The sequence below is a fragment of the Streptomyces sp. NBC_00005 genome (assembly GCF_045160215.1).
Taxonomy (GTDB): domain Bacteria; phylum Actinomycetota; class Actinomycetes; order Streptomycetales; family Streptomycetaceae; genus Streptomyces.
Map to the genome: position 1 here is coordinate 8,350,864 of NZ_CP108316.1, position 24,979 is coordinate 8,375,842.

Annotated in this window: 23 protein-coding genes; 12 read left to right on the top strand and 11 right to left on the bottom strand. The window is 70.3% G+C overall.

All coding sequences use genetic code 11. The features are described from left to right. Nucleotides 1-70: 70 nt before the first annotated feature. The 3 genes from OG303_RS38170 to OG303_RS38180 all read right to left on the bottom strand — a co-directional run bounded on the left by OG303_RS38170 (nt 71) and on the right by OG303_RS38180 (nt 4,185). Entirely contained in the window at nt 71-1,081 is a 1,011-nt protein-coding gene (locus tag OG303_RS38170) for a CopD family protein (RefSeq protein WP_405874329.1), read from the bottom strand. Nucleotides 1,082-1,181: 100 nt separating this feature from the next. After that, a complete protein-coding gene (locus OG303_RS38175; RefSeq protein WP_405874331.1) occupies nt 1,182-2,546 on the bottom strand; it encodes a CoA transferase in 1,365 nt (454 codons plus the stop codon). A gap of 109 nt (nt 2,547-2,655) precedes the next feature. Then, a complete protein-coding gene (locus OG303_RS38180; RefSeq protein WP_405874333.1) occupies nt 2,656-4,185 on the bottom strand; it encodes a S8 family peptidase in 1,530 nt (509 codons plus the stop codon). A gap of 251 nt (nt 4,186-4,436) precedes the next feature. Here OG303_RS38180 and OG303_RS38185 point away from each other — a divergent pair, with 251 nt between their 5' ends. The 3 genes from OG303_RS38185 (at nt 4,437) to moaA (ending at nt 7,568) form a co-directional block, all read left to right on the top strand. After that, nucleotides 4,437-4,793 (top strand): DUF485 domain-containing protein, encoded by a 357-nt coding sequence (locus OG303_RS38185; protein WP_405874334.1) that lies wholly within the window; start codon nt 4,437-4,439, stop codon nt 4,791-4,793. Then, complete coding sequence (locus tag OG303_RS38190; RefSeq protein WP_405874336.1) at nt 4,790-6,415, top strand: cation acetate symporter; 1,626 nt, start codon at nt 4,790-4,792, stop codon at nt 6,413-6,415. Before OG303_RS38185 ends, OG303_RS38190 begins: the two co-directional genes overlap by 4 nt. A 163-nt stretch (nt 6,416-6,578) precedes the next feature. After that, nucleotides 6,579-7,568 (top strand): GTP 3',8-cyclase MoaA, encoded by a 990-nt coding sequence (gene moaA, locus OG303_RS38195; RefSeq protein ID WP_405874338.1) that lies wholly within the window; start codon nt 6,579-6,581, stop codon nt 7,566-7,568. A 36-nt stretch (nt 7,569-7,604) separates the two neighbouring features. Here moaA and OG303_RS38200 read toward each other — a convergent pair whose 3' ends face one another. Together OG303_RS38200 and OG303_RS38205 are read right to left on the bottom strand one after the other, a co-directional pair. Beyond that, nucleotides 7,605-7,820 (bottom strand): hypothetical protein, encoded by a 216-nt coding sequence (locus OG303_RS38200; RefSeq protein ID WP_405874339.1) that lies wholly within the window; start codon nt 7,818-7,820, stop codon nt 7,605-7,607. Between the two features lie 235 nt (nt 7,821-8,055). Further along, nucleotides 8,056-8,451, bottom strand: coding sequence for a DUF3099 domain-containing protein (locus OG303_RS38205; RefSeq protein WP_405874340.1), 396 nt, complete (start codon nt 8,449-8,451; stop codon nt 8,056-8,058). A gap of 246 nt (nt 8,452-8,697) precedes the next feature. Here OG303_RS38205 and OG303_RS38210 point away from each other — a divergent pair, with 246 nt between their 5' ends. Further along, on the top strand, nt 8,698-8,979 hold the full coding sequence (locus OG303_RS38210) for a GlsB/YeaQ/YmgE family stress response membrane protein (protein ID WP_405874342.1): 282 nt from the start codon (nt 8,698-8,700) through the stop codon (nt 8,977-8,979). A 112-nt stretch (nt 8,980-9,091) separates the two neighbouring features. On the opposite strand, the gene tyrS is transcribed toward OG303_RS38210, so the two are convergent. The 3 genes from tyrS to OG303_RS38225 are packed head-to-tail and all read right to left on the bottom strand — an operon-like array spanning nt 9,092 to nt 13,319. Beyond that, on the bottom strand, nt 9,092-10,360 hold the full coding sequence (gene tyrS, locus OG303_RS38215; protein ID WP_405874344.1) for a tyrosine--tRNA ligase: 1,269 nt from the start codon (nt 10,358-10,360) through the stop codon (nt 9,092-9,094). A 44-nt stretch (nt 10,361-10,404) separates the two neighbouring features. Then, the gene (locus OG303_RS38220; RefSeq protein ID WP_405874345.1) at nt 10,405-11,799 is read right to left on the bottom strand and encodes a metallopeptidase TldD-related protein; all 1,395 of its coding nucleotides are present in this window, start codon (nt 11,797-11,799) and stop codon (nt 10,405-10,407) included. After that, the gene (locus tag OG303_RS38225) at nt 11,796-13,319 is read right to left on the bottom strand and encodes a TldD/PmbA family protein (RefSeq protein ID WP_405874347.1); all 1,524 of its coding nucleotides are present in this window, start codon (nt 13,317-13,319) and stop codon (nt 11,796-11,798) included. The genes OG303_RS38220 and OG303_RS38225 overlap by 4 nt, the downstream gene beginning before the upstream one ends. A gap of 274 nt (nt 13,320-13,593) precedes the next feature. Here OG303_RS38225 and fabG point away from each other — a divergent pair, with 274 nt between their 5' ends. The 3 genes from fabG to OG303_RS38240 all read left to right on the top strand — a co-directional run bounded on the left by fabG (nt 13,594) and on the right by OG303_RS38240 (nt 15,593). Further along, complete coding sequence (fabG, locus tag OG303_RS38230) at nt 13,594-14,298, top strand: 3-oxoacyl-[acyl-carrier-protein] reductase (protein WP_405874349.1); 705 nt, start codon at nt 13,594-13,596, stop codon at nt 14,296-14,298. A 5-nt stretch (nt 14,299-14,303) separates the two neighbouring features. Beyond that, on the top strand, nt 14,304-15,071 hold the full coding sequence (gene fabI / locus OG303_RS38235; protein ID WP_405874351.1) for an enoyl-ACP reductase FabI: 768 nt from the start codon (nt 14,304-14,306) through the stop codon (nt 15,069-15,071). 174 nt (nt 15,072-15,245) lie between these two features. Next, on the top strand, nt 15,246-15,593 hold the full coding sequence (locus OG303_RS38240) for a hypothetical protein (RefSeq protein ID WP_405874353.1): 348 nt from the start codon (nt 15,246-15,248) through the stop codon (nt 15,591-15,593). Here OG303_RS38240 and OG303_RS38245 read toward each other — a convergent pair. Beyond that, entirely contained in the window at nt 15,574-16,263 is a 690-nt protein-coding gene (locus OG303_RS38245; protein ID WP_405874354.1) for a FadR/GntR family transcriptional regulator, read from the bottom strand. The two genes, OG303_RS38240 and OG303_RS38245, sit on opposite strands and share 20 nt — an antisense overlap. Before the next feature lie 70 nt (nt 16,264-16,333). Between OG303_RS38245 and OG303_RS38250 the strand changes: the two genes are divergently transcribed. From OG303_RS38250 to OG303_RS38265, 4 genes are all read left to right on the top strand, one after another. Then, complete coding sequence (locus tag OG303_RS38250) at nt 16,334-17,638, top strand: CynX/NimT family MFS transporter (RefSeq protein WP_405874355.1); 1,305 nt, start codon at nt 16,334-16,336, stop codon at nt 17,636-17,638. A 43-nt stretch (nt 17,639-17,681) separates the two neighbouring features. Beyond that, a complete protein-coding gene (locus OG303_RS38255; RefSeq protein WP_097262240.1) occupies nt 17,682-17,798 on the top strand; it encodes an SGM_5486 family transporter-associated protein in 117 nt (38 codons plus the stop codon). Nucleotides 17,799-17,969: 171 nt separating this feature from the next. Further along, nucleotides 17,970-18,176: a hypothetical protein gene (locus OG303_RS38260; RefSeq protein ID WP_405874357.1), complete on the top strand. Its 207-nt coding sequence runs from the start codon at nt 17,970-17,972 to the stop codon at nt 18,174-18,176. An 89-nt stretch (nt 18,177-18,265) separates the two neighbouring features. Next, nucleotides 18,266-18,784 (top strand): SixA phosphatase family protein, encoded by a 519-nt coding sequence (locus OG303_RS38265; RefSeq protein ID WP_405874359.1) that lies wholly within the window; start codon nt 18,266-18,268, stop codon nt 18,782-18,784. An 86-nt stretch (nt 18,785-18,870) separates the two neighbouring features. Here the strand turns inward: OG303_RS38265 and serB are convergent, their stop codons facing one another. Both serB and OG303_RS38275 read right to left on the bottom strand, forming a co-directional pair. Then, a complete protein-coding gene (gene serB, locus OG303_RS38270; protein WP_405874360.1) occupies nt 18,871-20,085 on the bottom strand; it encodes a phosphoserine phosphatase SerB in 1,215 nt (404 codons plus the stop codon). A 179-nt stretch (nt 20,086-20,264) separates the two neighbouring features. Continuing rightward, nucleotides 20,265-22,199 carry a streptophobe family protein gene (locus OG303_RS38275; protein WP_405874361.1) on the bottom strand — a complete coding sequence of 645 codons (1,935 nt, stop codon included), beginning with the start codon at nt 22,197-22,199 and terminating at the stop codon, nt 20,265-20,267. 240 nt (nt 22,200-22,439) lie between these two features. Between OG303_RS38275 and OG303_RS38280 the strand changes: the two genes are divergently transcribed. Further along, the gene (locus tag OG303_RS38280; RefSeq protein WP_405877678.1) at nt 22,440-24,971 is read left to right on the top strand and encodes an FHA domain-containing protein; all 2,532 of its coding nucleotides are present in this window, start codon (nt 22,440-22,442) and stop codon (nt 24,969-24,971) included. The last annotated feature ends 8 nt before the right edge of the window (nt 24,972-24,979 follow it).

A 24,979-nucleotide genomic window follows, 5' to 3' on the forward strand; every position in this document is an offset into this window, starting at 1 on the left:
AATCAACCCCGGGCCGGCCTTCGGATCGGCCTCGGATCAATCCCGTCAATGGTTGATCAACCGATCGACGTCACGACCAGCGGATCGGCAGCGGCAGCGCCGTCAGCAGTCCCGACACCACGACCACCACCCCCAGGGCGACGACCTCCGCACGCGCGGGGGAGCAGGCGGTCAGCGGGTCGGCGGCGCGGCCCAGCCGGATCCGCGCCCACAGGGCGAGCACGGCGACGGCGGCCACGAGGATCACCTTGGCGAGCAGGGTGCGCCCGTACGCCGTCGTCGTCAGCTGATCCAGGATCGTGGCCGACGGCATCCGGCGCAGCGAACTCCACACACCGGTCGCGGTGATGACGGCGAGCAGGACTGCCGCCACGCGCGCGTAGAGCCCCAACAGGGCCGCGCCCGCCTCGGAGGGACCCCACCCTCGCAGTGTCCGCAGCGCGTGCAGCAGGCCGCCCGCCCAGAGCGTCGCGCAGGTCAGGTGCACGAGAGTCAGCCCGGACCCGAGGAGCGGATTGTGCTCGGTGGTGGGATGCGCCCGCAGGGCCTCGGCCACGATCACCGCGGCCACCGGCCACAGTTGGGTGGCCGGGCGGCGCGAGCGGGCGCACAGGGCGGCCGCGAGGAAGGCGTTGAGCTGGACCAGGGCGAGCTTGCCCTCCCGGGAGTCGTACAGTCCGCCGACGTCGATCTGGGCGAGGCTGTGCGGCACCAGATTGCCCGTGGACACGACGGACGCGAGCCCCAGGGCGGCGACGAAACCGGCGACGGCCGTGTACGGGGACCAGCTGCGGGGCGCGCCCACGGGGGCACCGGGCAGCGAGCGGACCAGACGGTTCACGAACAGCTCGCCCACGGGGACGCACAGCGCGGCGAACAGCACCACCCGCAGCAGCGCGATGCCGCCGACACCCGGCGCGGCGGCCTCCCCGGTGCCGTGCAGCGCGGCGGACGGGCCCAACAGCGGTATCAGGGAGGCCAGCGCCACCAGGACGAGGGCGGCGACGGCCCGGCCGGCACCGGGACGCCGTACGGGCCCGCTCGCGTCTGCCGCCCCGGCAGTGGTTCTGGGCAAGGTCACCTCGAGATCTTCACCAGCCGTCGCAGAGCCGGGCAAGTGAAGTAAAACAACTGGCGGTACGGCATTCCGCACGAAGATACGTTTTCGGTCGCCCCCTGGCTCAGACCCACCGTGCGGAATCCGACCCCCAGGGCACCGGCGGCCGCGCCCAGTCGGTCGGCCCGCCCGCGAAGGACACCGGCGGCAGGACGTACCGCAGCCGCCCGAGCGCACTGTCCGTCTCGGCGAGCCAGGGCCCGGGCCCGTCGTACGAGTCGTCGCCCGCGGCACCGGCTCCGATGCCGTTCACGAGCCACTCGGCCGTCCGCGCCAGCGCCAGCCGTACGAGCCGGCTGCCACCCTCGTACGACTGCTCCGTCAGCGCCCGCAGCACGGCGGCCGCGAGCAGATAACCCGTCCCGTGGTCGAGGGCCTGCGCGGGCAGCGCACCCGGCTGCTCCGCCGAGCCCTCGACGGCGGCGATCCCCGAGGCCACCTGCACCAGGCTGTCGAAGCCCCGCCGCTCACGCCACGGCCCGTACGCGCCCCATGCCGACACCTGCGCCACGACCACCCCGGGCCGCCGCTCGGCGAGTGCCTCCGGGGAGAGCCCGAACCGGTCCAGAGCGCCCGGGCGATAGCCGGTGACGACGACGTCCGCCGCCGCGAGCAGCTCGTCGAAGGTCCGTCTGTCCGCCGCGAGGTCCAACGTCGCCGACCGCTTCCCGAACCCCGTGTCGGCGTGCTGGTCGGGGAGTTCGGGCAGGTGCGGCGGGTCCACGCGCAGCACGTCCGCGCCCAGCAGGGCGAGCGTGCGCGTGGCGATCGGACCGGCGAGGACCCGGGTCAGGTCGAGGACCCGCAGACCGGCGGCGGGCAGCAGGGGAGCGCCGTCGATCGGGGCCAGCACGCGCGCGGGTGCGGAGTCGAGCCGCTCGCGCTCCACGAGAGGCCGCGCGGCCACCGCGGCCGCCTGCTGGTGCGCGGCCCACTCCTTGGGTGTCCGCAACGCCACGGCCAGCCCTCCGGCCGCGTACACGGCCTCCTCGACCGCCGGCGCGGACCGTTCGGCGAGCGCCGCCTCGACGGCGGCCACGTCGTCCCGTACCCCCAACGCGCCCAGCAGCCGGGCCCGGTGGTGCGGATAGTTCGCGTGCGTCCGTACCCACCCGTCCGCCGTCCGCCAGAACCGCGACAGCGGCGCGAAGCCGACCGGGACCCGCCCGTCGACCAGCAGATGCCGCTCACTGTGGAAGGCCGCGGCGACGGCCCCGTCGTCCACCAGCACCCCGGGCACCTTCCCGAGCCCGCCCCGCCGCGCCCCCGACTCGGCAGCGGCCAGCGCACACGCTCCGACACAGGCCCGCGCCAACTCCCGCACGGGAAGGCGCGCTTGGAGTCCTCCCCGGCGTACGACGGTCGAGACGCGCGAAGCCAGGGCGGGATCTCCGCCCAGTTCGGCCCAGGCCATCTTGATTTCAGTCATGGCATCACTATGCATTATTGATTCAATCAATATGAGGCCGAACCATCACAGCACGCAGAAGGGCCGGAGGGGTGCACCCCTCCGGCCCTTCGCTTCACCCGCGCAGGTTCTACTTCACCGCGCGCAACGCGTTGACGATGCCGAAGCCGTAGAAGCCGTTGACGTGCTTGCCGCCCACGCAGGTCGCGTCGACGACGCCGTCGCCGTTCCCGTCGTACGGGTCGGTCGGGCAACCCGGGTTGTCGGCCTGCGCCTTGAGGAGCGCCTGCAGCCGGGCCGGGGACGCGTGCGGGTGCGTCGACTTCAGCAGCGCGGCGACGGCAGCGACGTGCGGCGAGGCCATCGACGTGCCCTGGAGGTAGCCGTACTGGTTATTCGGCAGGGTGGACAGGATGCGGCCGTCCTTCGAGGGCGTGTCCGCCGCCTTGAACTTGTCGCCGCCCGGCGCCGCGACGTCGATGACGCCGTCGCCGTAGCTGGAGTAGTACGACTTGGCGCTCGTGACGCCCGTCGCGCTGACCGTGACGACACCCGGCAGCTGGGTCGGTATGTCGAAGCACTCGTGCGGGTCGACCGTCCGGGTCACGGGGGTCGAGTCGTCGGGGCTGGAGTCGTCGGTGAGGGCGTTCGAGTCGAGGTCGTCGTTGGAGTTGCCCGCCGAGGCGACATTGAGCGTGCCCTTGCGCTGGGCGTACAGCTGGGCCCTGTTGACCGAATCAACGATGGCACGTTGATCGGGGTCGTCCATGCAGTTGTACAGCCACGGATCAACGTAGTAGCTGTTGTTGGTGACCTCGACGCCGTGATCGGCGGCGAACACGAAGGCGCACACGACGCTCTCCGGGAAGAACAGCGAGTTCGCGTCCGGCTGCGCCACGGTGATGCTCGCGACCTTCACGCCGGGCGCGACCCCCGCGACACCGATGCCGTTGCGGGCCGCGGCGATCTCGCCCGCCACATGGGTGCCGTGGTAGTGGTTGCCGTCGTTCACCGGCCGCCAGGCGCCGTACGTCGTGTCCGCCTTGCCGCTCGCGCAGTTCGCGGACTGCGAGGCGGAGAAGTTGGGCGCGATGTCCGGGTGGGTGTCGTCCACGCCGGTGTCGATGACGGCGACGGTCACCTTCTTGCTGCCCGGGTCGATCCGGGCCGCCTTGTCGGCGCCGATCGCTCTGAGGTCCCACTGGTCGGCCTCGAGGGGTTCCTCACCGGCCGCCGAACTCTTCGCCACCTTCGCGGCCTCGGCCTTGGAGAGGTACCGCACCGCTCCCTCGTCCGTCGTCCCGGCCGCGGTCACTGGCGAGGTGCGCGAGGCACCCGCCGACTGCACACCCCGCACCTTGCGTATCTGCTCGGCGAAGGTGGCATTCGTGGAGTGGGCGACGATCACGCCGATCCTGTCGTACGAGGCGACGACGGTGCCGCCGGCCGCGGCGATCGCCTGCTTGACCGACTTGATCGTGTGATGGTCCGTCCTGGTGTTGACGAGGTACGCGAAGTTCTCCGCGTCGGCGGCCTGTGCCGTCGACTCCGCGCGCGGGGCGGCCTGCGCGGCCGCCGGCAGGAAGCCGAGCGAGGCGGTCAGCGACAGCACGACCGGCACGGCGAGGGCGAGCCGGCGTCTGGAACGCAGATGAGCCATGGGATCTCCACATCATCCGGAAACGAAACCGCCCGAGACACGGTGGCGCTCGGGCAGGTACATGACGGGTGGTGCAGGTGCCGAAGCTATCGTCCGAAGTCACCCCCAGCAATGCCTGCCGGGGGTGACTTCGGAAAGTGGCCGAGGGAGTTGAACCTGCCCTCGCGTGGCGCCGTGACCTTGGACAGGGAGCACTAGGACACTCGCTCCCTGTCCCCGTCACAACCGCATCCGCAACGCGAGGAGACTCCGTGGCCACCGAGACACCTCCCCCCTCGAAATCCCAAGCCCGACTCCCCTCCACCGAGGAGTTCGTCGCGGAGCAGGAGAGCGCGGAGTTCGGTGAACTGCGCCGCGCCCACCGCTCCTTCGCCTTCCCGCTGACCGTCGCCTTCATCGCCTGGTACCTGCTGTACGTCCTGCTGTCGAACTACGCGGACGACTTCATGGGCACCAAGCTGTTCGGCAACATCAACGTCGCCCTGGTGCTGGGCCTCGCCCAGTTCCTCACCACGTTCCTCATCGCCTGGTGGTACTCGCGGTACTCCGCCGCCAAGCTCGACCCCAAGGCCGAGGCGATCAAGTCCCGTTTGGAGGGCGACGCATGAGCATCACGCAGCAGACCGTGCTGGCCGCGGGTGAGGCGAGCGAGCACCGGCCGCTGATCATCACCCTCTTCTCGGTGTTCGTCGTCGCAACCCTCGTCATCACCGTGTGGGCGGGCCGCCAGACGAAGGACGCCGCAGACTTCTACGCCGGCGGCCGCCAGTTCACCGCCTTCCAGAACGGCCTCGCCGTCTCCGGCGACTACATGTCCGCCGCGTCCTTCCTCGGCATCGCGGGCGCCATCGCGCTCTTCGGCTACGACGGCTTCCTGTACTCCATCGGCTTCCTGGTCGCCTGGCTCGTCGCCCTGCTCCTGGTCGCCGAGCCGCTGCGCAACTCCGGCCGCTACACCATGGGCGATGTCCTGGCCTATCGGATGCGCCAGCGCCCGGTCCGTACGGCGGCCGGCACGTCCACCATCGTCGTCTCGATCTTCTACCTGCTGGCCCAGATGGCGGGCGCCGGCGTCCTGGTCTCCCTGCTTCTCGGTATCACCAGCGACGCCGGCAAGATCGGCATCGTCGCGCTCGTAGGCGTCCTGATGATCGTGTACGTCACCATCGGCGGCATGAAGGGCACCACCTGGGTCCAGATGGTCAAGGCCGTGCTGCTCATCGCGGGCGCCCTGCTGCTGACCTTCCTGGTGATGCTGAAGTTCAACTTCAACATCTCCGACCTGCTGGGCAAGGCCGCCGACAACAGCGCCAAGGGTTCGGCCTTCCTGGAGCCCGGCCTGAAGTACGGCGCCACCGGCACCACCAAGCTGGACTTCATCTCCCTGGGCATCGCCCTGGTCCTGGGCACCGCGGGCCTGCCGCACATCCTGATCCGCTTCTACACGGTGCCCACGTCCAAGGCCGCCCGTAAGTCCGTGAACTGGGCGATCGGCCTCATCGGCGCCTTCTACCTGATGACGCTCGCGCTGGGCTTCGGCGCCGCGGCGCTGATCAAACCGGCCGAGATCATCGCCTCCAACAAGGCGGGCAATACGGCGGCTCCCCTCCTGGCGCTGCATCTGGGCGGCGTCGACTCCAACTGGGGCGCCATCCTTCTCGCCTCCATCTCCGCGGTCGCCTTCGCCACGATCCTCGCGGTCGTCGCAGGCCTGACCCTGGCCTCGTCCTCGTCGTTCGCGCACGACATCTATGCGAACGTCATCAAGAGGGGGCAGGCCACCGAGAAGCAGGAGCTGCGCGCGGCCCGCTGGGCCACGGTCGGCATCGGCGCGGTCTCCATCGTGCTGGGCGCCATGGCCCGCGACCTGAACGTGGCCGGCCTCGTCGCCCTCGCCTTCGCGGTCGCCGCCTCCGCCAACCTGCCGACCATCCTCTACAGCCTCTTCTGGAAGCGGTTCACCACCCAGGGAGCCCTGTGGTCGATCTACGGCGGCCTGGTCACGGCGGTCGGCCTGGTGCTGTTCTCGCCGGTCGTCTCCGGCAAGGAGACGTCGATGTTCCCCGACACCGACTTCCACTGGTTCCCGCTGGAGAACCCCGGCATCATCTCGATCCCGGTCGGCTTCCTGCTGGGCGTCATCGGCACCTACCTGTCCAAGGAGGAGCCGAACACCGAGAAGTACGCGGAGCTGGAGGTCCGGTCCCTGACCGGCACCGGCGCCCACTGACCACCGAACACGCCCCCTGAGCGGCCGCGTCGTAGATCCCTACGACGCGGCCGCGCCGTACCTCGTGGGATCGGGCCGGAGTCGTTGTCGGTGGGGTCACGTAGGCTCGCAGGTGACGGGAAAGACAGATCCGCACTGATCCGCTACGAGGGAGGGGGCCCACGTGCTCATCGACACCTACGGCCGAGTGGCCACCGACCTGCGGGTCTCGCTGACCGACCGGTGCAACCTCCGGTGTACGTACTGCATGCCCGAAGAGGGCCTGCAGTGGCTGGCCAAGCCCGACCTGCTCAGCGACGACGAGATCGTCCGCCTGATCGACATCGCCGTCACCTCCCTGGGCATCGAGGAGGTCCGCTTCACCGGCGGCGAACCCCTGCTGCGTCCGGGCCTGGTCGGCATCGTCGAGCGGGTCGCCGCACTGCGCCCCCGCCCCCAGATGTCCCTGACGACGAACGGCATCGGGCTCAGGCGCACGGCGACGGCCCTGAAGGCAGCGGGCCTGGACCGGGTGAACGTCTCCCTCGACACCCTCCGCCCGGACGTCTTCAAGACCCTCACCCGCCGGGACCGGCACAAGGACGTCATCGCGGGCCTCGAGGCCGCCCGCGACGCGGGCCTGACCCCGGTCAAGGTCAACACCGTCCTGATGCCCGGGTTGAACGAGGACGAGGCCCCGGACCTGCTCGCCTGGGCCGTGGAGCACGACTACGAACTGCGCTTCATCGAGCAGATGCCCCTGGACGCCCAGCACGGCTGGAAGCGCGAGGGCATGGTCACCGCGGGCGACATCCTGGCCTCGCTGCGCACGCGCTTCGAGCTGACCGAGGAGGGCGCGGACGAGCGCGGCTCCGCCCCCGCCGAGCGCTGGGTCGTGGACGGAGGCCCGCACAGCGTCGGCGTCATCGCCTCCGTCACCCGCCCGTTCTGCGCGGCCTGCGACCGCACGCGCCTCACGGCCGACGGCCAGATACGCAACTGCCTGTTCGCCAGGGAGGAGACGGACCTGCGCGCAGCCCTGCGCTCCGACGCCCCCGACGAGGAGATCGCCCGCATCTGGCGGCTGGCGATGTGGGGCAAGAAGGCCGGGGCGGGCCTGGACGACCCGACCTTCGTCCAGCCGGACCGCCCCATGTCGGCCATCGGGGGTTAGTGAAGCGCCCCGACGACCGACTCGCGGTCAGGACGCTCAGGCGTCCTGCGCTTCCCAGTCCCGCAGAAGCACGACGTCCTTCAAGAACCCGCGCACGCCGAGGAATTGGGACAGATGCTCCCGATGCTCCTCGCACGCGAGCCACGTCTTGCGCCGCTCCGGTGTATGCACCTTCGGGTTGTTCCACGCGAGCACCCACACGGCGTCGGCACGGCAGCCCTTGGCAGAGCAGATCGGGGTCTCGTCACTCACGGGTTCGTCTCACAACCGGGCTGAACATGGCAAAAAGAAGCGACAAACAAGGCGACGCCGAGCAGCCACGGGGGGAGCTGCCCGGCGTCGGTCTGTCGCTCCGACGGGGGATGCGGAGCGCCTACGAAGTATGTCACGGGTGACCCGCCGCCCGGCACTGGAACAACATGATTGATCTGAGCTTTTCTTGAGCTTGGTGCGGAGCCGACTTCCGCTTTGTGGCCCTCCGCAGTGATCACGCACGGTCGTGCGGTTCGCTTCTTGCGCCCGGTGTCGGCTCGGTCGCGAGGTCTTCCGGGACCGGTTCCGCGAAGCCGTCATTCGTCCGCGGCGGCGTGATCATCGGACGCATCGGGGCACGCACGAACGTCGACGGAAGCGACGGCGCGTTCTCCCGCCCGGCGTTCGCGATCACCACGGCGATGTAGGGGAGGACCAGCCCGAGCACCAACGCCACGATCGCGACGTGCCGTTCGACGTTCCACAGGGTGGCCGCGAGGATCACCGACACCGTACGGACCGACATCGAGATGACGTACCTGCGCTGGCGGCCGCGCACATCCTCGTCGAGGCTCGTCCGAGCCCCGGTGATCCGGAACACCTGGCCATTGCCGCCATGCTGCTTCCGCATCACATTCCACCATCCGTCCGTATCGGACTGTCCCCGTCCCCGTGTCGGGTCCGACCCCGGTCAGAGGACGACACCCGGACACGTCCCACGTTACGCCGCGCCTGCGTCGCCTACGAGACCGGGTCACCTCCAGCCTGGGCGAGCGGCCTCAGCCGCGGCACGTACAGCCGTGCCCGACATGCGCCGTACGGTGCATGGGCCGACACTGGGAGTAATGCTCACGTCGAGCCGTACGAGGAGGCAGCCATGGGCTGGTTGTGGGCGATCATCGTCGGATTCGTGCTGGGTCTGATCGCCAAGGGGGTCATCCCGGGCAAGCAGCACAGCCCTCTCTGGCTGACCACCATCTGCGGCATGCTCGGCGCCATCGCCGGCAACGCCCTCGCACGCGCGGTCGGCGTCGACTCGACCCGGGGCATCGACTGGAGCCGGCACGTGTTCCAGCTCGCGGCCGCGATCATCATCGTCTTCGTGGTCGACATGGCGTACATGGCGACTGTGGGGAGGCACAAACAACAACGGGCTTGACTGCGGGCGCCCCAAAGGGGCGCGAGGCTGTATCGACACGCGGCTCCGCCGCGTGGGCGCGAACGACCACGACGAAGCCGCGGCCCGCAGACACCCCGCACCCCTACGGCGATTACGCCCCGGTGACCTCGACGGCGGCAAGATTCTTCTTGCCGCGTCGCAGCACCAGCCACCGCCCGTGCAACAGATCCTCCTTGCCCGGGACGGAGTCCTCCGCGGCGACCTTGACGTTGTTCACGTAGGCCCCGCCCTCCTTCACGGTCCGTCGCGCAGCGGACTTGCTGGCCACCAGCCCGACCTCGGCGAGCAGGTCCACGACCGGACCGAGCTCGGCGACCTGGACGTGCGGCACCTCGGCGAGCGACGCCGTCAGCGTCTTCTCGTCCAGCTCCGCCAGCTCGCCCTGCCCGAAGAGGGCGCGGGACGCGGCGATCACCGCGGCCGTCTGGTCGGCGCCATGCACCAGTGTCGTCAGCTCCTCCGCCAGCGCGCGCTGGGCGGCACGCGCCTGCGGACGCTCCTCGGTCTGCTTCTCCAGCTCCTCGATCTCGTCATGAGACCTGAGACTGAAGATGCGCAGGAACTTGGAGACGTCCCGGTCGTCCGCGTTCAGCCAGAACTGGTAGAAGGCGTACGGCGTGGTCATCTCGGGGTCGAGCCAGATCGTGCCGGACTCCGTCTTGCCGAACTTGGTGCCGTCGGCCTTGGTGATCAGCGGTGTGGCCAGCGCGTGCACCACGGCCTCGGGATCGACCCTGTGGATCAGGTCGGTGCCCGAGGTGAGGTTGCCCCACTGGTCGCTGCCGCCGGTCTGCAGTGTGCAGCCGTGCCTGCGGTACAGCTCCAGGAAGTCCATGCCCTGCAGGATCTGGTAGCTGAACTCGGTGTAGCCGATGCCCGCGTCGGAGCTGAGCCGTCGGGCGACGGCCTCCTTCGCGATCATCTTGTTGACGCGGAAGTACTTGCCGACGTCCCGCAGGAACTCGATGGCCGACAGACCCTGCGTCCAGTCCAGGTTGTTGACCATGACCGCCGCGTTCGGGCCCTCGAAGTCGAGCAGTGGCGCGATCTGCGCACGCAGCCGCTCGACCCACTGGGCGACGACCTCCGGAGAGTTCAGCGTGCGCTCCGCGGTCGGCTTCGGGTCGCCGATCAGACCCGTGGCGCCCCCGACCAGGCCCAGCGGGCGGTTGCCCGCCTGCTGGATCCGGCGCATCGTCAGGATCTGCACGAGGTTGCCGAGGTGCAGGCTGGGCGCGGTCGGGTCGAAGCCGCAATAGAACGTGACGGGACCGTCCGCGAACGCCTTGCGCAATGCGTCCTCGTCAGTGGAGAGGGCGATCAGCCCACGCCACTTCAGTTCGTCGACGATGTCCGTCACGGTTCTCGTATCTCCTTGAGTGGTCTCGTGAATCAGGTACGAGGTTATACGCCCTGACTGACAGAGCTCATATTGAAGTCCGGCACCCGCAGGGCCGGCATCGCAGCCCTAGTGAACCAGTCGCTCCATTCCCTCGGCAGCGTCTTTTCCGTGCGTCCCGCCTCCGTGGCCCGGCCCAGCAGATCCACCGGCGACTCGTTGAACCGGAAGTTGTTGACCTCTCCCGTCACCTCGCCGTTCTCGACGAGGTAGACGCCGTCCCTCGTCAGGCCGGTGAGCAGCAGCGTGGCCGGATCGACCTCGCGGATGTACCAGAGGCAGGTCAGCAGCAGCCCGCGCTCGGTGTTCGCGACCATCTCGTCCAGGGAGCGGTCCTCGCCGCCGGTCAGGATGAGGTTGTCGATCGCGGGAGCCACCGGCAGCCCCGTCAGGCCCGCGCTGTGCCTGCTGGTCGTCAGGTGCGCCAGCTCGCCCTGCCGCACCCAGTCGGTGGCCGTGAGCGGCAGGCCGTTGTCGAACACCGACTGGTCGCCGCCGGAGCTGTGCGCGATCACGAAGGGCGCCGACTCCAGACCCGGCTCATTCGGATCGCTGCGAAGGGACAGCGGCAGTTCGGTCAGCCTGTCGCCCACGCGCGTGCCGCTGCCCGGCTTGGAGAACACCGTGCGCCCCTCGACCGCGTCCCGGCCCGAGGCCGACCACATCTGGTAGATCAGCAGATCCGCGACCGCGGTCGGCGGCAGCAGCGTCTCGTACCGGCCCGCCGGCAGCGCGATCCGCCGCTCGGCCCAGCCGAGGCGTACGGCGAGCTCCGCGTCCAGCGCCGCCGGGTCGACGTCCTTGAAGTCCCGGGTGGAACGGCCCGCCCACGCCGAGCGCGTACGGTCCGGCGACTTGGCGTTCAACTCCAGCGTCCCGTTGGGCTGGTCGTGCCGCAGGCGCAGGCCCGTCGACGTACCCACATAGCTCGACACCAGCTCGTGGTTGGCGAAGCCGTACAGCTCCCGGCCGCCCGCACGCGCGCGTGCGAACGCCTCGCCGAGTGCCGGGGCGAAGTCGGCGAAGACGGCGGAGGTGGTCTCGGCGGGCGCGTCCGTGAACTCCGGCGACTGCGCCACGCCCGTGACCAGCGGCTGCGCGTCCTCGGCGGGCCCGGCCCCGCGCGCGGCGGCCTCGGCGGCCCGGACCAGGGGCTCCAGCTCGTCCACGGTCACGGCAGAACGGGAGACGACGCCGGACGCCGTGCCCTCCTTGCCGTCGACCGTCGCGACGACCGTGAGCGTACGACCGCGCGTGACGCCGTTCGTGGTGAGCGCGTTGCCCGCCCAGCGCAGGTTGGCGGTCGAGTGCTCGTCGGCGATCACGACGCAGCCGTCGGCGGTGGACAGCGCCAACGCCCGCTCGACGATCTCGTGCGGCTTGTTCGTGCGGGCGCTCATCGACCGGCCTCCTGCGTGGTGTTGAGGATGTTGACGCCCTTGAAGAGGGCCGACGGGCAGCCGTGCGACACGGCCGCGACCTGGCCCGGCTGGGCCTTGCCGCAGTTGAAGGCGCCCCCGAGGACATAGGTCTGCGGGCCGCCCACCGCGGCCATCGAGCCCCAGAAGTCGGTGGTCGTCGCCTGGTACGCGACGTCCCGCAGCTGCCCGGTGATCCGCCCGTTCTCGATCCTGAAGAACCGCTGACCGGTGAACTGGAAGTTGTAGCGCTGCATGTCGATGGACCAGGACCGGTCCCCGACGACGTAGATCCCGCGGTCGACCCCGCCGATCAGGTCCTCGGTCGACATCCCGGCCGGATCCGGCTGCAGCGACACATTGGCCATGCGCTGCACCGGCACATGACCGGGGGAGTCCGCGAACGCGCAGCCGTTGGACCGCTCGAACCCGGTCAGCTTCGCGATCCGCCGGTCCAGCTGGTAGCCGACGAGCGTGCCGTCCTTCACCAGGTCCCAGGACTGGCCCTCGACGCCCTCGTCGTCGTAGCCGACGGTCGCCAGGCCGTGCTCGGCGGTGCGGTCGCCCGTCACGTTCATCAGCTCGGAGCCGTAGCGCAGCTTGCCGAGCTGGTCGAAGGTGGCGAAGGAGGTGCCGGCGTAGGCGGCCTCGTAGCCGAGCGCGCGGTCGAGTTCGGTGGCGTGGCCGATGGACTCGTGGATGGTCAGCCACAGGTTGGACGGGTCGACGACCAGGTCGTAGAGGCCCGACTCGACGCTCGGCGCGCGCATCTTCTCGGCGAGCAGTTCCGGGATCTGCTCGAGTTCGCTCTCCCAGTCCCAGCCGGTGCCGGTGAGGTACTCCCAGCCGCGTCCGACGGGCGGCGCGATCGTCCGCATCGAGTCGAACTCGCCGCTCGACTCGTCCACCGACACGGCCGTCAACTGCGGATGCAGCCGCACCCGCTGCTGTGTGGTCACGGTCCCCGCGGTGTCGGCGTAGAACTTGTTCTCGTGCACGGTCAGCAGCGAGGCGTCGACGTGGTTGACCCCGTTCGCCGCCAGCAGCTGAGCGCTCCAGTCGGCCAGCAGCGCCGACTTCTCCTCGTCGGGCACGGAGAACGGGTCGATCCCGTACGACGAGATCCACGTCTTGTCGGTGTGCACGGGCTCGTCGGCGAGCTCCACCCGCTCCTCCGAGCCGGCCGCCTTGATCACCTGGGCGGAGAGCTTCGCCATCGCGACCGCCTGCGAGGCGACCTTGGCGGCGGCGTCGAGGCTCAGGTCCACCCCCGACGCGAAGCCCCACGTACCGCCGTGCACGACCCGCACCGCGTACCCGAGGTCGGTGGTGTCCGACGAACCGGCCGGCTTCGCGTCCCGGAAGCGCCAGGACGCGCTGCGCACCCGCTCGAACCGGAAGTCCGCATGCTCGGCACCCAGGGCACGCGCGCGTGCCAGCGCCGCGTCGGCCAGGGCGCGTAGGGGAAGTGCCGTGAAGGCTTCGTCGATGGAATGAGGCACCGAGGTCTCTCCTTGTTGTCGTGACCTGTCGTGACCTGCCGTGGCCGGTGGTGACCTGAAGGCTGCTCCGATCATGTCGCGCGAGCGGGCCCGAGGACCACAGGTTTCGGTCCGGTACCGGGAACTTTCTGTAGGGACCCGACAGCGAGTCCCGTTAGCCACTGTCGGTGCCCGATTGTCCGCGGGAGCTCCGGGACCGATAGGTTTTCGGGGAAGCCGCCTGTCATTCAGGTGTTGGGCGGAGGCATCAGACCGCTATCGAAAGGGTGATCCGTTGAGCCGCTCGGTTCTCGTCACCGGAGGCAACCGGGGCATCGGCCTCGCCATCGCCCGCGCATTCGCCGACGCCGGTGACAAGGTCGCGATCACATACCGCTCGGGTGAGCCGCCGGCCGGTTTCCTCGCCGTCAAGTGCGACATCACCGACACCGAGCAGGTGGAGCAGGCCTACAAGGAGATCGAGGCCGAGCACGGCCCGGTCGAGGTCCTGATCGCCAACGCCGGTGTCACCAAGGACCAGTTGCTGATGCGGATGTCCGAGGAGGACTTCACGTCCGTCCTCGACACCAACCTCACCGGCACCTTCCGCGTGGTCAAGCGCGCCAACCGCGGCATGCTGCGCGCCAAGAAGGGCCGCGTCGTCCTCATCTCGTCGGTCGTCGGGCTGTTCGGCGGTCCCGGCCAGTCCAACTACGCCGCCTCCAAGGCTGGCCTGGTCGGCTTCGCGCGCTCCCTCGCCCGTGAGCTGGGCTCGCGCAACATCACCTTCAACGTCGTCGCGCCCGGCTTCGTCGACACCGACATGACCAAGGTGCTCACCGACGAGCAGCGCGAGAGCATCGTCAAGCAGGTGCCGCTCGGCCGTTACGCCCAGCCGGAGGAGGTGGCCGCGACGGTGCGGTTCCTCGCCTCGGACGACGCCTCGTACATCACTGGAGCCGTCATCCCTGTTGACGGCGGACTGGGAATGGGTCACTGATCACCATGAGTGGAATTCTCGAGGGCAAGCGCGTCCTGATCACCGGTGTGCTGATGGAGTCCTCCATCGCCTTCCACGCCGCCAAGCTGGCCCAGGAGCAGGGCGCCGAGATCATCCTGACCGCGTTCCCGCGGCCCACGCTGACCGAGCGCATCGCCAAGAAGCTCCCCAAGCCCACCAAGGTCATCGAGCTCGACGTCACCAACGACGAGCACCTCGGGCGCCTGGCCGACATCGTCGGAGAGGAGCTCGGCGGCCTCGACGGTGTCGTGCACTCCATCGGCTTCGCGCCGCAGGACGCGCTCGGCGGCAACTTCCTCAACACGCCGTTCGAGTCCGTGGCCACCGCCATGCACGTCTCGGCGTACTCCCTGAAGTCGCTGACCATGGCCTGCCTGCCGCTGATGCACAACGGCGGCTCGGTCGTCGGCCTCACCTTCGACGCGCAGTTCGCGTGGCCGCAGTACGACTGGATGGGTCCGGCCAAGGCCGCCCTGGAGGCCACCAGCCGCTACATGGCGCGTGACCTGGGCAAGCAGAACATCCGGTGCAACCTCGTCGCCGCGGGCCCGATCGGTTCCATGGCCGCCAAGTCCATCCCGGGCTTCGCCGAGCTGGCCTCCGTGTGGGACTCCCGCTCCCCGCTGGAGTGGGACCTCAAGGACCCGGAGCCGGCCGGCAAGGGCATCGTCGCCCTGCTGAGCGACTGGTTCCCGAAGACCACGGGCGAGATCATCCACGTGGACGGCGGTCTGCACGCCATCGGCGCGTGATCGCCGGCACCGCGGTCTGACCACGATCGAGGGCGCGTGTCCAGTCGGATGCGCGCCCTCGGCATGTCACCCGTTCGGCCTATCCGGCCGGGCGGAGCCGGGCCTCAACTGCGCACTCTGGATTACGTGTTCAGCACGTGATTCCCTCCCCAGCACGGCCGAGGAGGTCCCCTTGTGCGCCTGTTCCGCAGCCTGGCCTCAATGACCGTCGCCGTAGCTCTCGTGATGTCCCTGCCGTACCAGGCGATGCCGCACACGCGCGTGAAGCCCGGGAAGCCGCCCTCCCCGCAGCCCTTCGGCGCCGAGTGCCGCACCAAGGTCACCGGATCCCATGTGACCGCGTACTGCCACAACCCCTATCCGGGGACCGACCGCGTCGGCCTGCACGTCGAGTGCGCCCGTTGGTGGGACCTCGACACCGACGGGACCCCGGTCGACGTCGGACCGGCGACGACCGTACGGCTCACCGGACGGTGCTGGAAGGAAGTCGGCTCGGTCTGGGTCAGTCACCAGAAGCGGTGAACCGTCCGGGACGGCACAGGAACGGATAGCTCGCCGCCGCCGCACCGGCCGCCTCGGCGTCGCCCGCGCGGATCGCGTCGACCAGGCGCGTGTGCTCCATGTACGTCTCCGGCGTCAGCTCCTCGCCGACGTCCTCGCGCAGCCAGTCCCGCAGCACCTCGCCGAGGTCCGCGTACATCGCGGTCATCACGTCGTTGTGGGAGGCCGCCACGACCGCCAGGTGGAAGGTCGCGTCCGCCCTCACGAACGCCTCGGCGTCGCCCGTCTCCCAGGCCTCCTCGCGCCGCACGAGCAGCGCGTCGAGCTGCTTGAGGTCCTTCTCCGTGCGCCGCTGGGCGGCCAGCCTGGCGGCGGCCGACTCCAGGGTGGAGCGCAGCTCGGCGATGTGGCTCGGGTCCGCGTCGGCGAAGCGGCGGTGCATCACGCCCGCCAGCTCGCTGGTCGCCACGACGTACGTGCCCGAGCCCTGGCGGATGTCCAGCAGACCGTTGTGCGCGAGCGCGCGGACGGCCTCACGGACCGTGTTCCGGGCCACGCCGAGCTGCTCGACCAGCTCCGGCTCCGTCGGGATGCGCGAGCCGACCGGCCACTCGCCCGAGGTGATCTCGTGGCGCAGCGCGGCGATGACCTGCTCGGACAGCGCCGAGCGACGGGGATGACTCAGGGGCATGGCACACCTTCGCACGGGAAGGGCGGGCGAGGTCGACCCGGGAATGGACAACCAATCATCCCATGATTCTATGATGGGCGGCATGGCACGCGAGGAAACCCCGACGACGACGTCGACGAAGCCCCCCATCCGCACGTCGGCGGCGAGCCCGGCCCCGGCCCCCGCCACGCGCGCGTGGACGATGCGGCTGCTCGTGCTCGGCATCGTCCTGACCGCGCTCAACCTCCGCCCTGCCATCACCAGTTTCGGCGCCCTGCTCGAAGACGTCCGCGACGCGCTCGGCATGAGCGGCAGCGTGGCCGGACTGCTCACCTCGGTGCCCCCGCTCTGCTTCGCCGTCTTCGGCGTCATGGCCCCACGCCTCGCCCGCCGCTTCGGACCGGGCGCCGTCGTGTGCGCGGGCATGGTCGCGATCACCGCGGGGCTGCTGATACGGCCGTACATCGGCGGCACGGCCGGCTTCCTGGCCGCCAGCGCGCTCGCCCTCATGGGCATCGCGGTCAGCAACGTCCTGATGCCGGTCATCGTCAAGCGCTACTTCCCGGACCGGGTTGGCTCCATGACCGGCCTCTACTCGATGGCCCTCGCCCTGGGCACCGCGGCCGCGGCAGCGGTGACGGTGCCCATGACCGAGGCGCTGGGCGGGAGTTGGCAGTCGGGGCTCGCGGTGTGGGCGGGCCTCGCGGCCGTGGCCGTACTGCCGTGGATTCCGTTCGTACGGCAGCGGGGTGCGGGTCCCGCCGAGCAGCCGGCCGGGCAGCGGGAGCACGCGCGCGTGGAGGCGCCCGTGCTGCGGATCACCCGGAGCCGTACCGCCTGGGCGCTCGCCGTCTTCTTCGGGCTCCAGGCCACCGCCGCCTACATCACGATGGGCTGGATGGCGCAGATCTTCCGGGACGCGGGCGTGCCCGCGGGCACGGCGGGGCTGCTGCTCGCCGTCACGATGGTGATGGGCGTGCCCCTGGCCTTCGTCATTCCGCGCGTCGCCACCAGGCTGCCGCACCAGGGGCCGATCGTGATCGCGCTGGGCGCCTGCGGCCTGGCCGGTTACGCGGGCCTGTACCTCGCACCGGCCGCCGGTTCCTGGGCCTGGGCGCTACTGCTCGGCATCGCCAACTGCGCCTTCCCGCTGGCCCTCACGATGGTCGGCATGCGGGCCAGGAGCGGCGCGGGCGTCGCCCAGCTGTCGGCCTTCGCGCAGAGCACCGGCTATCTGATCTCCATCCCCGGTCCGCTCCTGGTGGGCGTGCTCTACCAGCACAGCGGCGGCTGGGGTCTGCCGATCGCGCTCATGGCCGCGCTGATGGTCCCGCAGATGGTGGTCGGCGTCCTGGCGGGGCGCAACCGCACGGTGGAGGACGAGGCGGCCCGCTGACCCCGGCCGAACCGTCACGGGCGCCAGGTGCAAGACTTGCCGCATGCCAGTGCTCGATCCGAACCCCCAGAACGGCCAGAAGAAGATGCTGCTCGTCTTCGGCTCGTTCCTCGCCATCTTCGTGATCATCGCCGTCATCGCGACGATCGCCTCACCGTGACGCCCGACCCCGGGGCCCGATGGTGGGGCTAGCCCCACCATCCCCTAGGGGGTGAGTGTCAGGGTCAACTGGGTGGATCTCCGGATGGGTTGAGGGCTCCGGATTCCGTAACTTCGAAGTGTGGCCGCGAGCGGCGGACCACCGTCCACTCGAAGACCAGCGGAGGCACCCATGTCGGCCCCTACGCACACCCGCCCCCACCCGGCGACCACGGGTGGCGTCGACATCCGGCTGCCCTGGTGGGCCCTCGCCCTGCCGACGCTCGCCTTCATCGTGCTCCTGGCACTGATGCTGAACCCGACGGACGCGCACGCGGCGGCGAGCGACCCGGCGATCACCCACCTGTTCGAGCGTGCGCAGCAGCTCATAGCGGGCTGAGCACCGGTTGAGCCGGCCCGCTGAGCACCACTTCAGCCGCCAGTCAACTACCTGCGCCGCATGGCCTGTTTCGTGCGAAGCTGGGTTCCATGAGCGTCGCAGAACCCCGCAGGATCGTCCTCTTCCGGCATGCGAAAGCCGACTGGCCACAGGTGACCGACCATGAGCGCCCCCTCGCTGAGCGGGGCCGCACGGAAGCCGCAGTCGCCGGGCGCAGGCTGGCCGACACCGGCATCCCCTTCGATCTGGCCCTCTGCTCCACCGCGACCCGGACCCGCGAGACCTGGAAGCTCGCCGTCCACGAGTTGGCGCACCGGCCGAAAACCGTCTACGAGGAGCGGATCTACGACTCCTCGCCCGGCGAGCTGATCGCGCTGCTCAACGAGACCCCTGAAGACGCGCAGAACGCCATACTGATCGGCCACAACCCGGGCGTGCAGGGCCTCGCCGACATCCTGGCGGGCTCGGCCGACGGCGACGCCCGTGAGCGGATGAACCGCTTCGGCTTCCCGGCCGCCGCCTTCGCCGTCCTGTCCTTCGAGGGCTCCTGGAAGGCCCTGGAGCCGGCCGTGGCCACGCTGCTCGACTACTGGGCGCCCACCGAGTAGGCGACAGGACGAGCGCGCAGGCGACACGACTGCCGAGGGGCTCGGCACCATGCGGTGCCGAGCCCCTCGATGCGTGGGTACGGGCGCTATTCGCCGACGTGCGTGTCGGCCGCCTCGACCTCTTCGCGGGTGACGCCCAGCAGGTACAGGACCGTGTCCAGGAAGGGCACGTTCACCGCGGTGTGCGCCGCCTCCCGTACGACCGGCTTGGCGTTGAAGGCGACGCCGAGACCGGCCGCGTTGAGCATGTCCAGGTCGTTGGCGCCGTCGCCGATCGCCACGGTCTGGGCCAGCGGTACGCCCGCCTCGGCGGCGAACCGGCGCAGCAGCCGCGCCTTGCCCGCGCGGTCGACGATCTCGCCGGTGACCTTGCCGGTGAGCCTGCCGTCGACGATCTCCAGCGTGTTGGCCTGGGCGAAGTCGAGCCCCAGCCGCTCCTTGAGATCGTCGGTGACCTGGGTGAATCCACCGGACACCACACCCACCTGATACCCGAGCCGCTTCAGCGTGCGGATCAGCGTGCGGGCACCCGGTGTCAGCCGTACCTCACTGCGCACCTTGTCCACCACGGAGGCGTCGAGCCCCTCCAGGAGCGCCACGCGCGCGTGCAGCGACTGCTCGAAGTCCAGCTCCCCGCGCATCGCGGCCGCGGTCACCTCGGCGACCTTGTCCTCGCAGCCCGCGTGCGAGGCGAAGAGCTCGATCACCTCGTCCTGGATGAGCGTCGAGTCGACGTCCATGACGACCAGGCGCTGCGCCCGCCGGTGCAGTCCCGCGGCCACCACCGCGACATCGACACCCAGTGCCGCAGCGTCCGTCACCAGGGCGGTGCGCAGCGGCTCGGTCTCGACGCCGGACACCGCGAACTCGACCGCCGTCACGGGGTACTTGGCGAGGCGGAAGATACGGTCGATGTTGCCGCCGGTCTTGGTGATCCTGGCGGCGATCTGTGCCGTCGCCTCCGAGGTGAGCGGATGGCCGAGCACCGTGACCAGTGAGCGCCCGAGGCCGCGTGGCCGGTTGTCACCGCGGCCGGAGATGATCTCCGCCTGCATCTTCATCGACTCGGCCCAGCTGTGGACGGTCGCCCGCAGATCACCTTCGAGCCCGGCCGGCGGCGGGGTCACGAGCGCGCACAGCACGATCCGGCCACGGGTGACGACCTGCTCGATGTCGACCACGTCGACGGAGTAGGCGGCGAGGGTGTCGAAGAGACCGGCCGTGATGCCCGGCCTGTCCTTGCCGAAGATCTTGACGAGAAGGGTGGGGGCGTCAGAAGTCGAGGTCTGCGAAGCGCTCATGGTGTACCCACCGTATCCGGCACGCAGTGCCTGTCGCCGCCGCGGTCCGCCTAGCGGACACGGAACAGTGGATGTCGGCAGGGTGACGCGCGCCTTAAGTATGGGCCACACCCGCATCGTCCGCACCGACGGGCAACGAGCAGCGCGGGAGACACGCGCCCGTCACCCACACATGCAGCTCACGGACGCCCCTTGGGCTTCCCGGGTGGGGGAGGCGGCGGTGGCGGAGGCGGCGGTGGCCCCGCGTCCGGAGGGGACGGTGGCCGGTTTCCGGACCGTGGCCGGGGCGGCCGGCGCGGCGATCGCGGAGGCGGGCCCCCGATCGGCCGGGCCACCGTGGGCGCGCCGTAGACGTTGCTGTTGCCGGGGCCGGGTGGCGGCGACATGCCGGGGCCCTGCGCGTCGCCGGACGGCGGCCGTGCGTCCTCCGGTTCCCGCAGCTCGTCCGGCACCTGCAGATACGGATTGGTGGCCGGGTTCGGCGCCCGGTACGGCGTGCCGGGCGTGTACGGCCCCGACGCACCCCCGCGCGCGCCCGCCCCACCCGCAGGCGTCCCGGCCCCGGCCCCGGACTCGTGCGCGTACTGCGGAGGTCCGGCACCCCCGGCCGGCGCTGCCTCTGCCGCGCCCATCAGGGCCAACGGCGACGCCCGCCGTCCCGCCGCGCCGGTCGCCCACGCCAGCAGCGCCCCGACGGCCCCCGCCCCCGCACCCCACAGGGCGCCGAGGAGCAGAGCGATGCCGAGGTGCCCCTGCAGCTCGATCCCCGCGCCGAACGCGTCGAAGCCCAGCACCGACAGCGAGGCGTCCACCGACACCTCGGTCAGCCACGCGAGCAACGGCAGCGTCAACGCCGTGACGACCCCCAGCCGCAACGCGCACTGCCCCGCGAACCGGAGGGCGCCCGAGCCCCGTACAGCCGACGGACCCGCACCTGTGGAAGCCCCGGGCCCCCAAGTCCCCGCGGCCCCCGCGCCGCCGCCCGCGGAGGCGACCTGGGCGGCGACCGGTGTCCGCGCCGCGGTCAGCACGCCCGCCAGCAGCATCATCACGGCCGCCGCCACCCCCAGCAGCCACACCCGCCCGTCCAGGTCCGCCAGCCGCCCCAGCGTCACCGACTGGTCGGTCTTCGCGGTGAGCAGGTCGTCCAGGGGATCAGGCAGGAACTGGGCCAGCGGGCCGCTCGCGTTGCCGTCGAACGGCACGAACAGGCCGATCGGGATGCCCAGCCAGGTGCCGTTGGGCGCGCCCAGCAGCGCGGCACCGAAGATCCGCTTGGGATGGTCGTCGCCGATCGCCGCGTACGCCGCCGCCGCGAGGCCCGCCGCCACTGCCATCAGCATCACCGCGACGATCGCCGAAGCCGCCGGGCGTACGACCCGGTGCACGGCCTCCCAGCCGCGAGGCAGGGGTGTGCGGCGCGAGACCAGCAGGGCGATCAGCAGGATGCCTGCCGACCAGGCGAAGCCGCCGAGCAGCGTCGGCGCCGTGTCGACGGTGAAGCCGACCGCCGCCTTCGCGTCGATGAGGTTGCCGATGTTGTCGGGCAGCAGCCCGCCGATGTCACCGATGTCGCCGAGGCCAGGGATGTCGACCCCGCCGCCTCCGCCTCCGCCACCGGGCAGCTTGTCGAGGCCCAGCGAGCCCCCGTCAATTGTGATGACGTCGTGACCTGCCCAGGCCAGCCCGCCGAGCGTCGCCACGAACAGCGCGACGACCGCGCCTGCACGCGCCAGGAGTTCGGCCGACGCGATCCCAACTCCCGCCGCACGCAAGGACCGTAGGAAGAACCACGACAGCAGCAGCGCGCCGACCAGGCTCACGCCCAACGGCGTGATCGTGACGGCCGTGTGCGCCTCCGCGCCTTTCAGGCCGAACGCGGACACATCGCCGGACGGCGTGACCGAACCACCCGCCGCAAGCGCCACGACCGCCGCGGTCATCGGCCCGAGCGAGGCCGAGGAGTCGGCCTCCAGCAGGTGCAGGCCCAGCGCGGCCGTGCCCGCCATTCCTATCAACGCCCAGCTCACGCAGGCGATCGCGGACAGCAGGACGTCTCCCCACGGCACCCTCGTGCCGCTCCTCGCAGACTCGACACTCGACGACGCGCTCATGGCAGACCCCCCGATCCGCGGTGCGGCACGGTGGCCGCGCATGTCCCCCTCGCGTGGATTACCACTCTCCGGGTCGCTTTCAACCCCGTCAACGGAACCAGCGGATGCGTACGTGCGTGGTCTTCACAAGGCCCGACTTTCGGTCAGGGGGGCGAGCCTGAAATAGTTCCCGACGATGTTCGACATCCCTAGACTCCCTGTGATGGGGGTAACTCGGGGGACTACTCAGTGGGGCATGGAGTGCCGGAACTCGTACTGGAATTGAATGGACGTACCTGGACGCTCGATCCGTCCAGGCCGTACACCCTCGGACGCGATCCGCAGGGGGACATCGTGCTCGACGACGCCAGGGTGTCCTGGCGTCACGCCACGATCAGCTGGAGCGGCCGCAGTTGGGTCATCGACGATCACGGCAGCACCAACGGCACGTTTGTGCAGGGGCAGCGGATCCATCAGATGGAGATCGGGCCCGGCTCGGCGGTGCATCTCGGCAACGCCACCGACGGCCCGTGTGTGAACGTCTCCGGATCCGCCGCCGTGGCGGCGCCGCAGGCCCAGCCCCAGCAGCAGCCGTACGCCGCCCAGGGCGCGGGCCCCGGCCCCGGCTGGGCGCAGCAGGCACCGCAGCAGCAGGCCCCGCAGGCCGGCTGGCAGCAGCCGCAGCAGGCCGCACCGCAGCAGGCGGCCGGACAGATCCCGCCGCAGCAGGGCCCCGGTGGTGGCGCGGGGGCGCCGCCGGTCTACGGCGACCGCAGCCCGACCACGTTCCACCAGTTCTCGCTGGGCCGCGTGATGCGCATCGGCCGTGCGCTGGAGAACGAGCTGGTCGTCTCCGACCTGCAGGTCTCCCGGCACCACGCCGAGTTCCACGCCACGCCCGACGGCCGCTTCGAGATCCGCGACCTGGGTTCTCACAACGGCACGTACGTCAACGGCCAACCGATCGCCAAGGGCGGCTCGCAGCTGCTCGGCCCGAACGACATCGTCGGTGTCGGCCACTCCACGTTCCGCTTGGTCGGCGACCGGCTCGAGGAGTTCGTCGACACCGGTGAGGTCTCCTTCTCGGCCCGCCACCTGACCGTCACGGTCGACGGCGGCAAGCAGATCCTCAAGGACGTCTCCTTCGGCGTCCCGGAGAAGTCGCTGATCGCGGTGATCGGCCCGTCCGGCTCCGGAAAGTCGACCCTGCTCAAGGCGCTCACCGGCTACCGGCCCGCCAACCAGGGCGACGTCCTCTACGACAACCGGAACCTGTACAAGCAGTTCGCCGAGTTGCGCCAGCGCATCGGTCTGGTCCCGCAGGACGACATCCTGCACAAGGAGCTGACGGTCAAGAAGGCGCTCAAGTACGCGGCCAAGCTCCGCTTCCCGGCCGACACCACGGGCGCCGAGCGCGAGGCCCGCATCGACGAGGTGCTGCGCGAGCTGAAGCTGGACATCCACAAGGAGAAGAAGGTCACCTCCCTCTCCGGTGGCCAGCGCAAGCGCGTCTCGGTGGCTCTCGAGCTGCTCACCAAGCCGTCGCTGATCTTCCTGGACGAGCCGACCTCCGGCCTCGACCCGGGCATGGACCGCGACGTCATGCAGCTGCTGCGCGGCCTCGCCGACGACGGCCGTACGGTCCTCGTGGTCACCCACTCCGTGGCCGAACTGGCGATCTGCGACAAGCTCCTGGTGATGGCCCCGGGCGGTTCGGTCGCCTACTTCGGTCCGCCCGAGGAGGCGCTGAACTTCTTCGGCTACGACACCTGGGCCGACGTCTTCTCCGCCTTCGAGAACTACCGCGACTACGACTGGGCGGGCCGCTGGAAGGGCTCGCAGCACTACCAGATGTACGCCGCGGACATCGACGCCGTCGCTCCGCAGTCCGTACAGATGCCGCCGATGCAGGCGATGAAGCCGCCGAAGCCGCAGGGCTGGATGTCCCAGTTCGTCACGCTGGTGCGCCGCTACACCTCGGTGATCGCCTCCGACAAGGGCTTCCTGGCTCTGACGGTGATCCTGCCGCTCGTCCTCGGCTCGGTGAGCCTGCTCATCGACTCGGGCAAGGGCCTGCTGCCCAACCCGATGATCAACCAGGCGACCGGCCAGCCCGTCCCGAACGGCACGGCCACCACGGTCCTGCTGATCCTCGCGGTCGGCGCCTGCTTCGCCGGCGCCGCGAACTCCGTCCGTGAGCTGATCAAGGAACGGGTCATCTACGAACGGGAGCGCGCGACGGGCCTGTCCCGGTCCGCGTACCTGATGTCCAAGGTCTTCGTGCTCGGCTTCATCACGGTGCTGCAGGGCCTGATGGTCGGCGTCATCGGCTTCGCCAGCCGTGAGATCCCGAAGGAGGGCCTGGTCTTCGGCAGCGCCACGCTCGTCGAGCTCTCCGTACCGATCATGGCGCTGGGCTTCACCTCGATGATGTTCGGCCTGATCATCTCGGCGTTGGTGAAGACCGCCGAGAAGACCATGCCGCTGCTGGTCATGTTCGCGATCATCCAGGTCGTGTTCACCGGCTGTCTGTTCGCGCTGAACGGCGCGGTCGGCGTCAACCAGTTCTCGTACCTGATGCCGTCGCGCTGGGCGGTCGGCGCCGCGGGCGCCACGCTCGACTTCAACAAGATCAGCCCGCCCGGCAAGGGCAACAGCAACGACCCGCTGTGGGAGCACACCGTCGGCACCTGGGGCATGGACATGGCCGCCCTGATCGTCCTCGGCATCATCTGCGGCTTCTTCGTGGCCCGCTTCCTGCGCCGCCACGAGCCGGAGGTCATGCGCAAGTAGTCACTTCC

Excerpts from the sequence above, each read along its gene's own strand:
- OG303_RS38275 (WP_405874361.1), bottom strand. The coding sequence starts at position 22,199 with ATGAGCGCGTCGTCGAGTGTCGAGTCTGCGAGGAGCGGCACGAGGGTG.
- OG303_RS38260 (WP_405874357.1), top strand. The coding sequence starts at position 17,970 with ATGTCGGCCCCTACGCACACCCGCCCCCACCCGGCGACCACGGGTGGC.
- serB (WP_405874360.1), bottom strand. The coding sequence starts at position 20,085 with ATGAGCGCTTCGCAGACCTCGACTTCTGACGCCCCCACCCTTCTCGTC.
- OG303_RS38245 (WP_405874354.1), bottom strand. The coding sequence starts at position 16,263 with ATGCCCCTGAGTCATCCCCGTCGCTCGGCGCTGTCCGAGCAGGTCATC.
- OG303_RS38220 (WP_405874345.1), bottom strand. The coding sequence starts at position 11,799 with ATGAGCGCCCGCACGAACAAGCCGCACGAGATCGTCGAGCGGGCGTTG.
- OG303_RS38175 (WP_405874331.1), bottom strand. The coding sequence starts at position 2,546 with ATGACTGAAATCAAGATGGCCTGGGCCGAACTGGGCGGAGATCCCGCC.
- OG303_RS38265 (WP_405874359.1), top strand. The coding sequence starts at position 18,266 with ATGAGCGTCGCAGAACCCCGCAGGATCGTCCTCTTCCGGCATGCGAAA.
- OG303_RS38210 (WP_405874342.1), top strand. The coding sequence starts at position 8,698 with ATGGGCTGGTTGTGGGCGATCATCGTCGGATTCGTGCTGGGTCTGATC.
- fabI (WP_405874351.1), top strand. The coding sequence starts at position 14,304 with ATGAGTGGAATTCTCGAGGGCAAGCGCGTCCTGATCACCGGTGTGCTG.
- OG303_RS38255 (WP_097262240.1), top strand. The coding sequence starts at position 17,682 with ATGCCAGTGCTCGATCCGAACCCCCAGAACGGCCAGAAGAAGATGCTG.
- OG303_RS38180 (WP_405874333.1), bottom strand. The coding sequence starts at position 4,185 with ATGGCTCATCTGCGTTCCAGACGCCGGCTCGCCCTCGCCGTGCCGGTC.
- OG303_RS38190 (WP_405874336.1), top strand. The coding sequence starts at position 4,790 with ATGAGCATCACGCAGCAGACCGTGCTGGCCGCGGGTGAGGCGAGCGAG.
- OG303_RS38250 (WP_405874355.1), top strand. The coding sequence starts at position 16,334 with ATGATGGGCGGCATGGCACGCGAGGAAACCCCGACGACGACGTCGACG.
- OG303_RS38205 (WP_405874340.1), bottom strand. The coding sequence starts at position 8,451 with ATGCGGAAGCAGCATGGCGGCAATGGCCAGGTGTTCCGGATCACCGGG.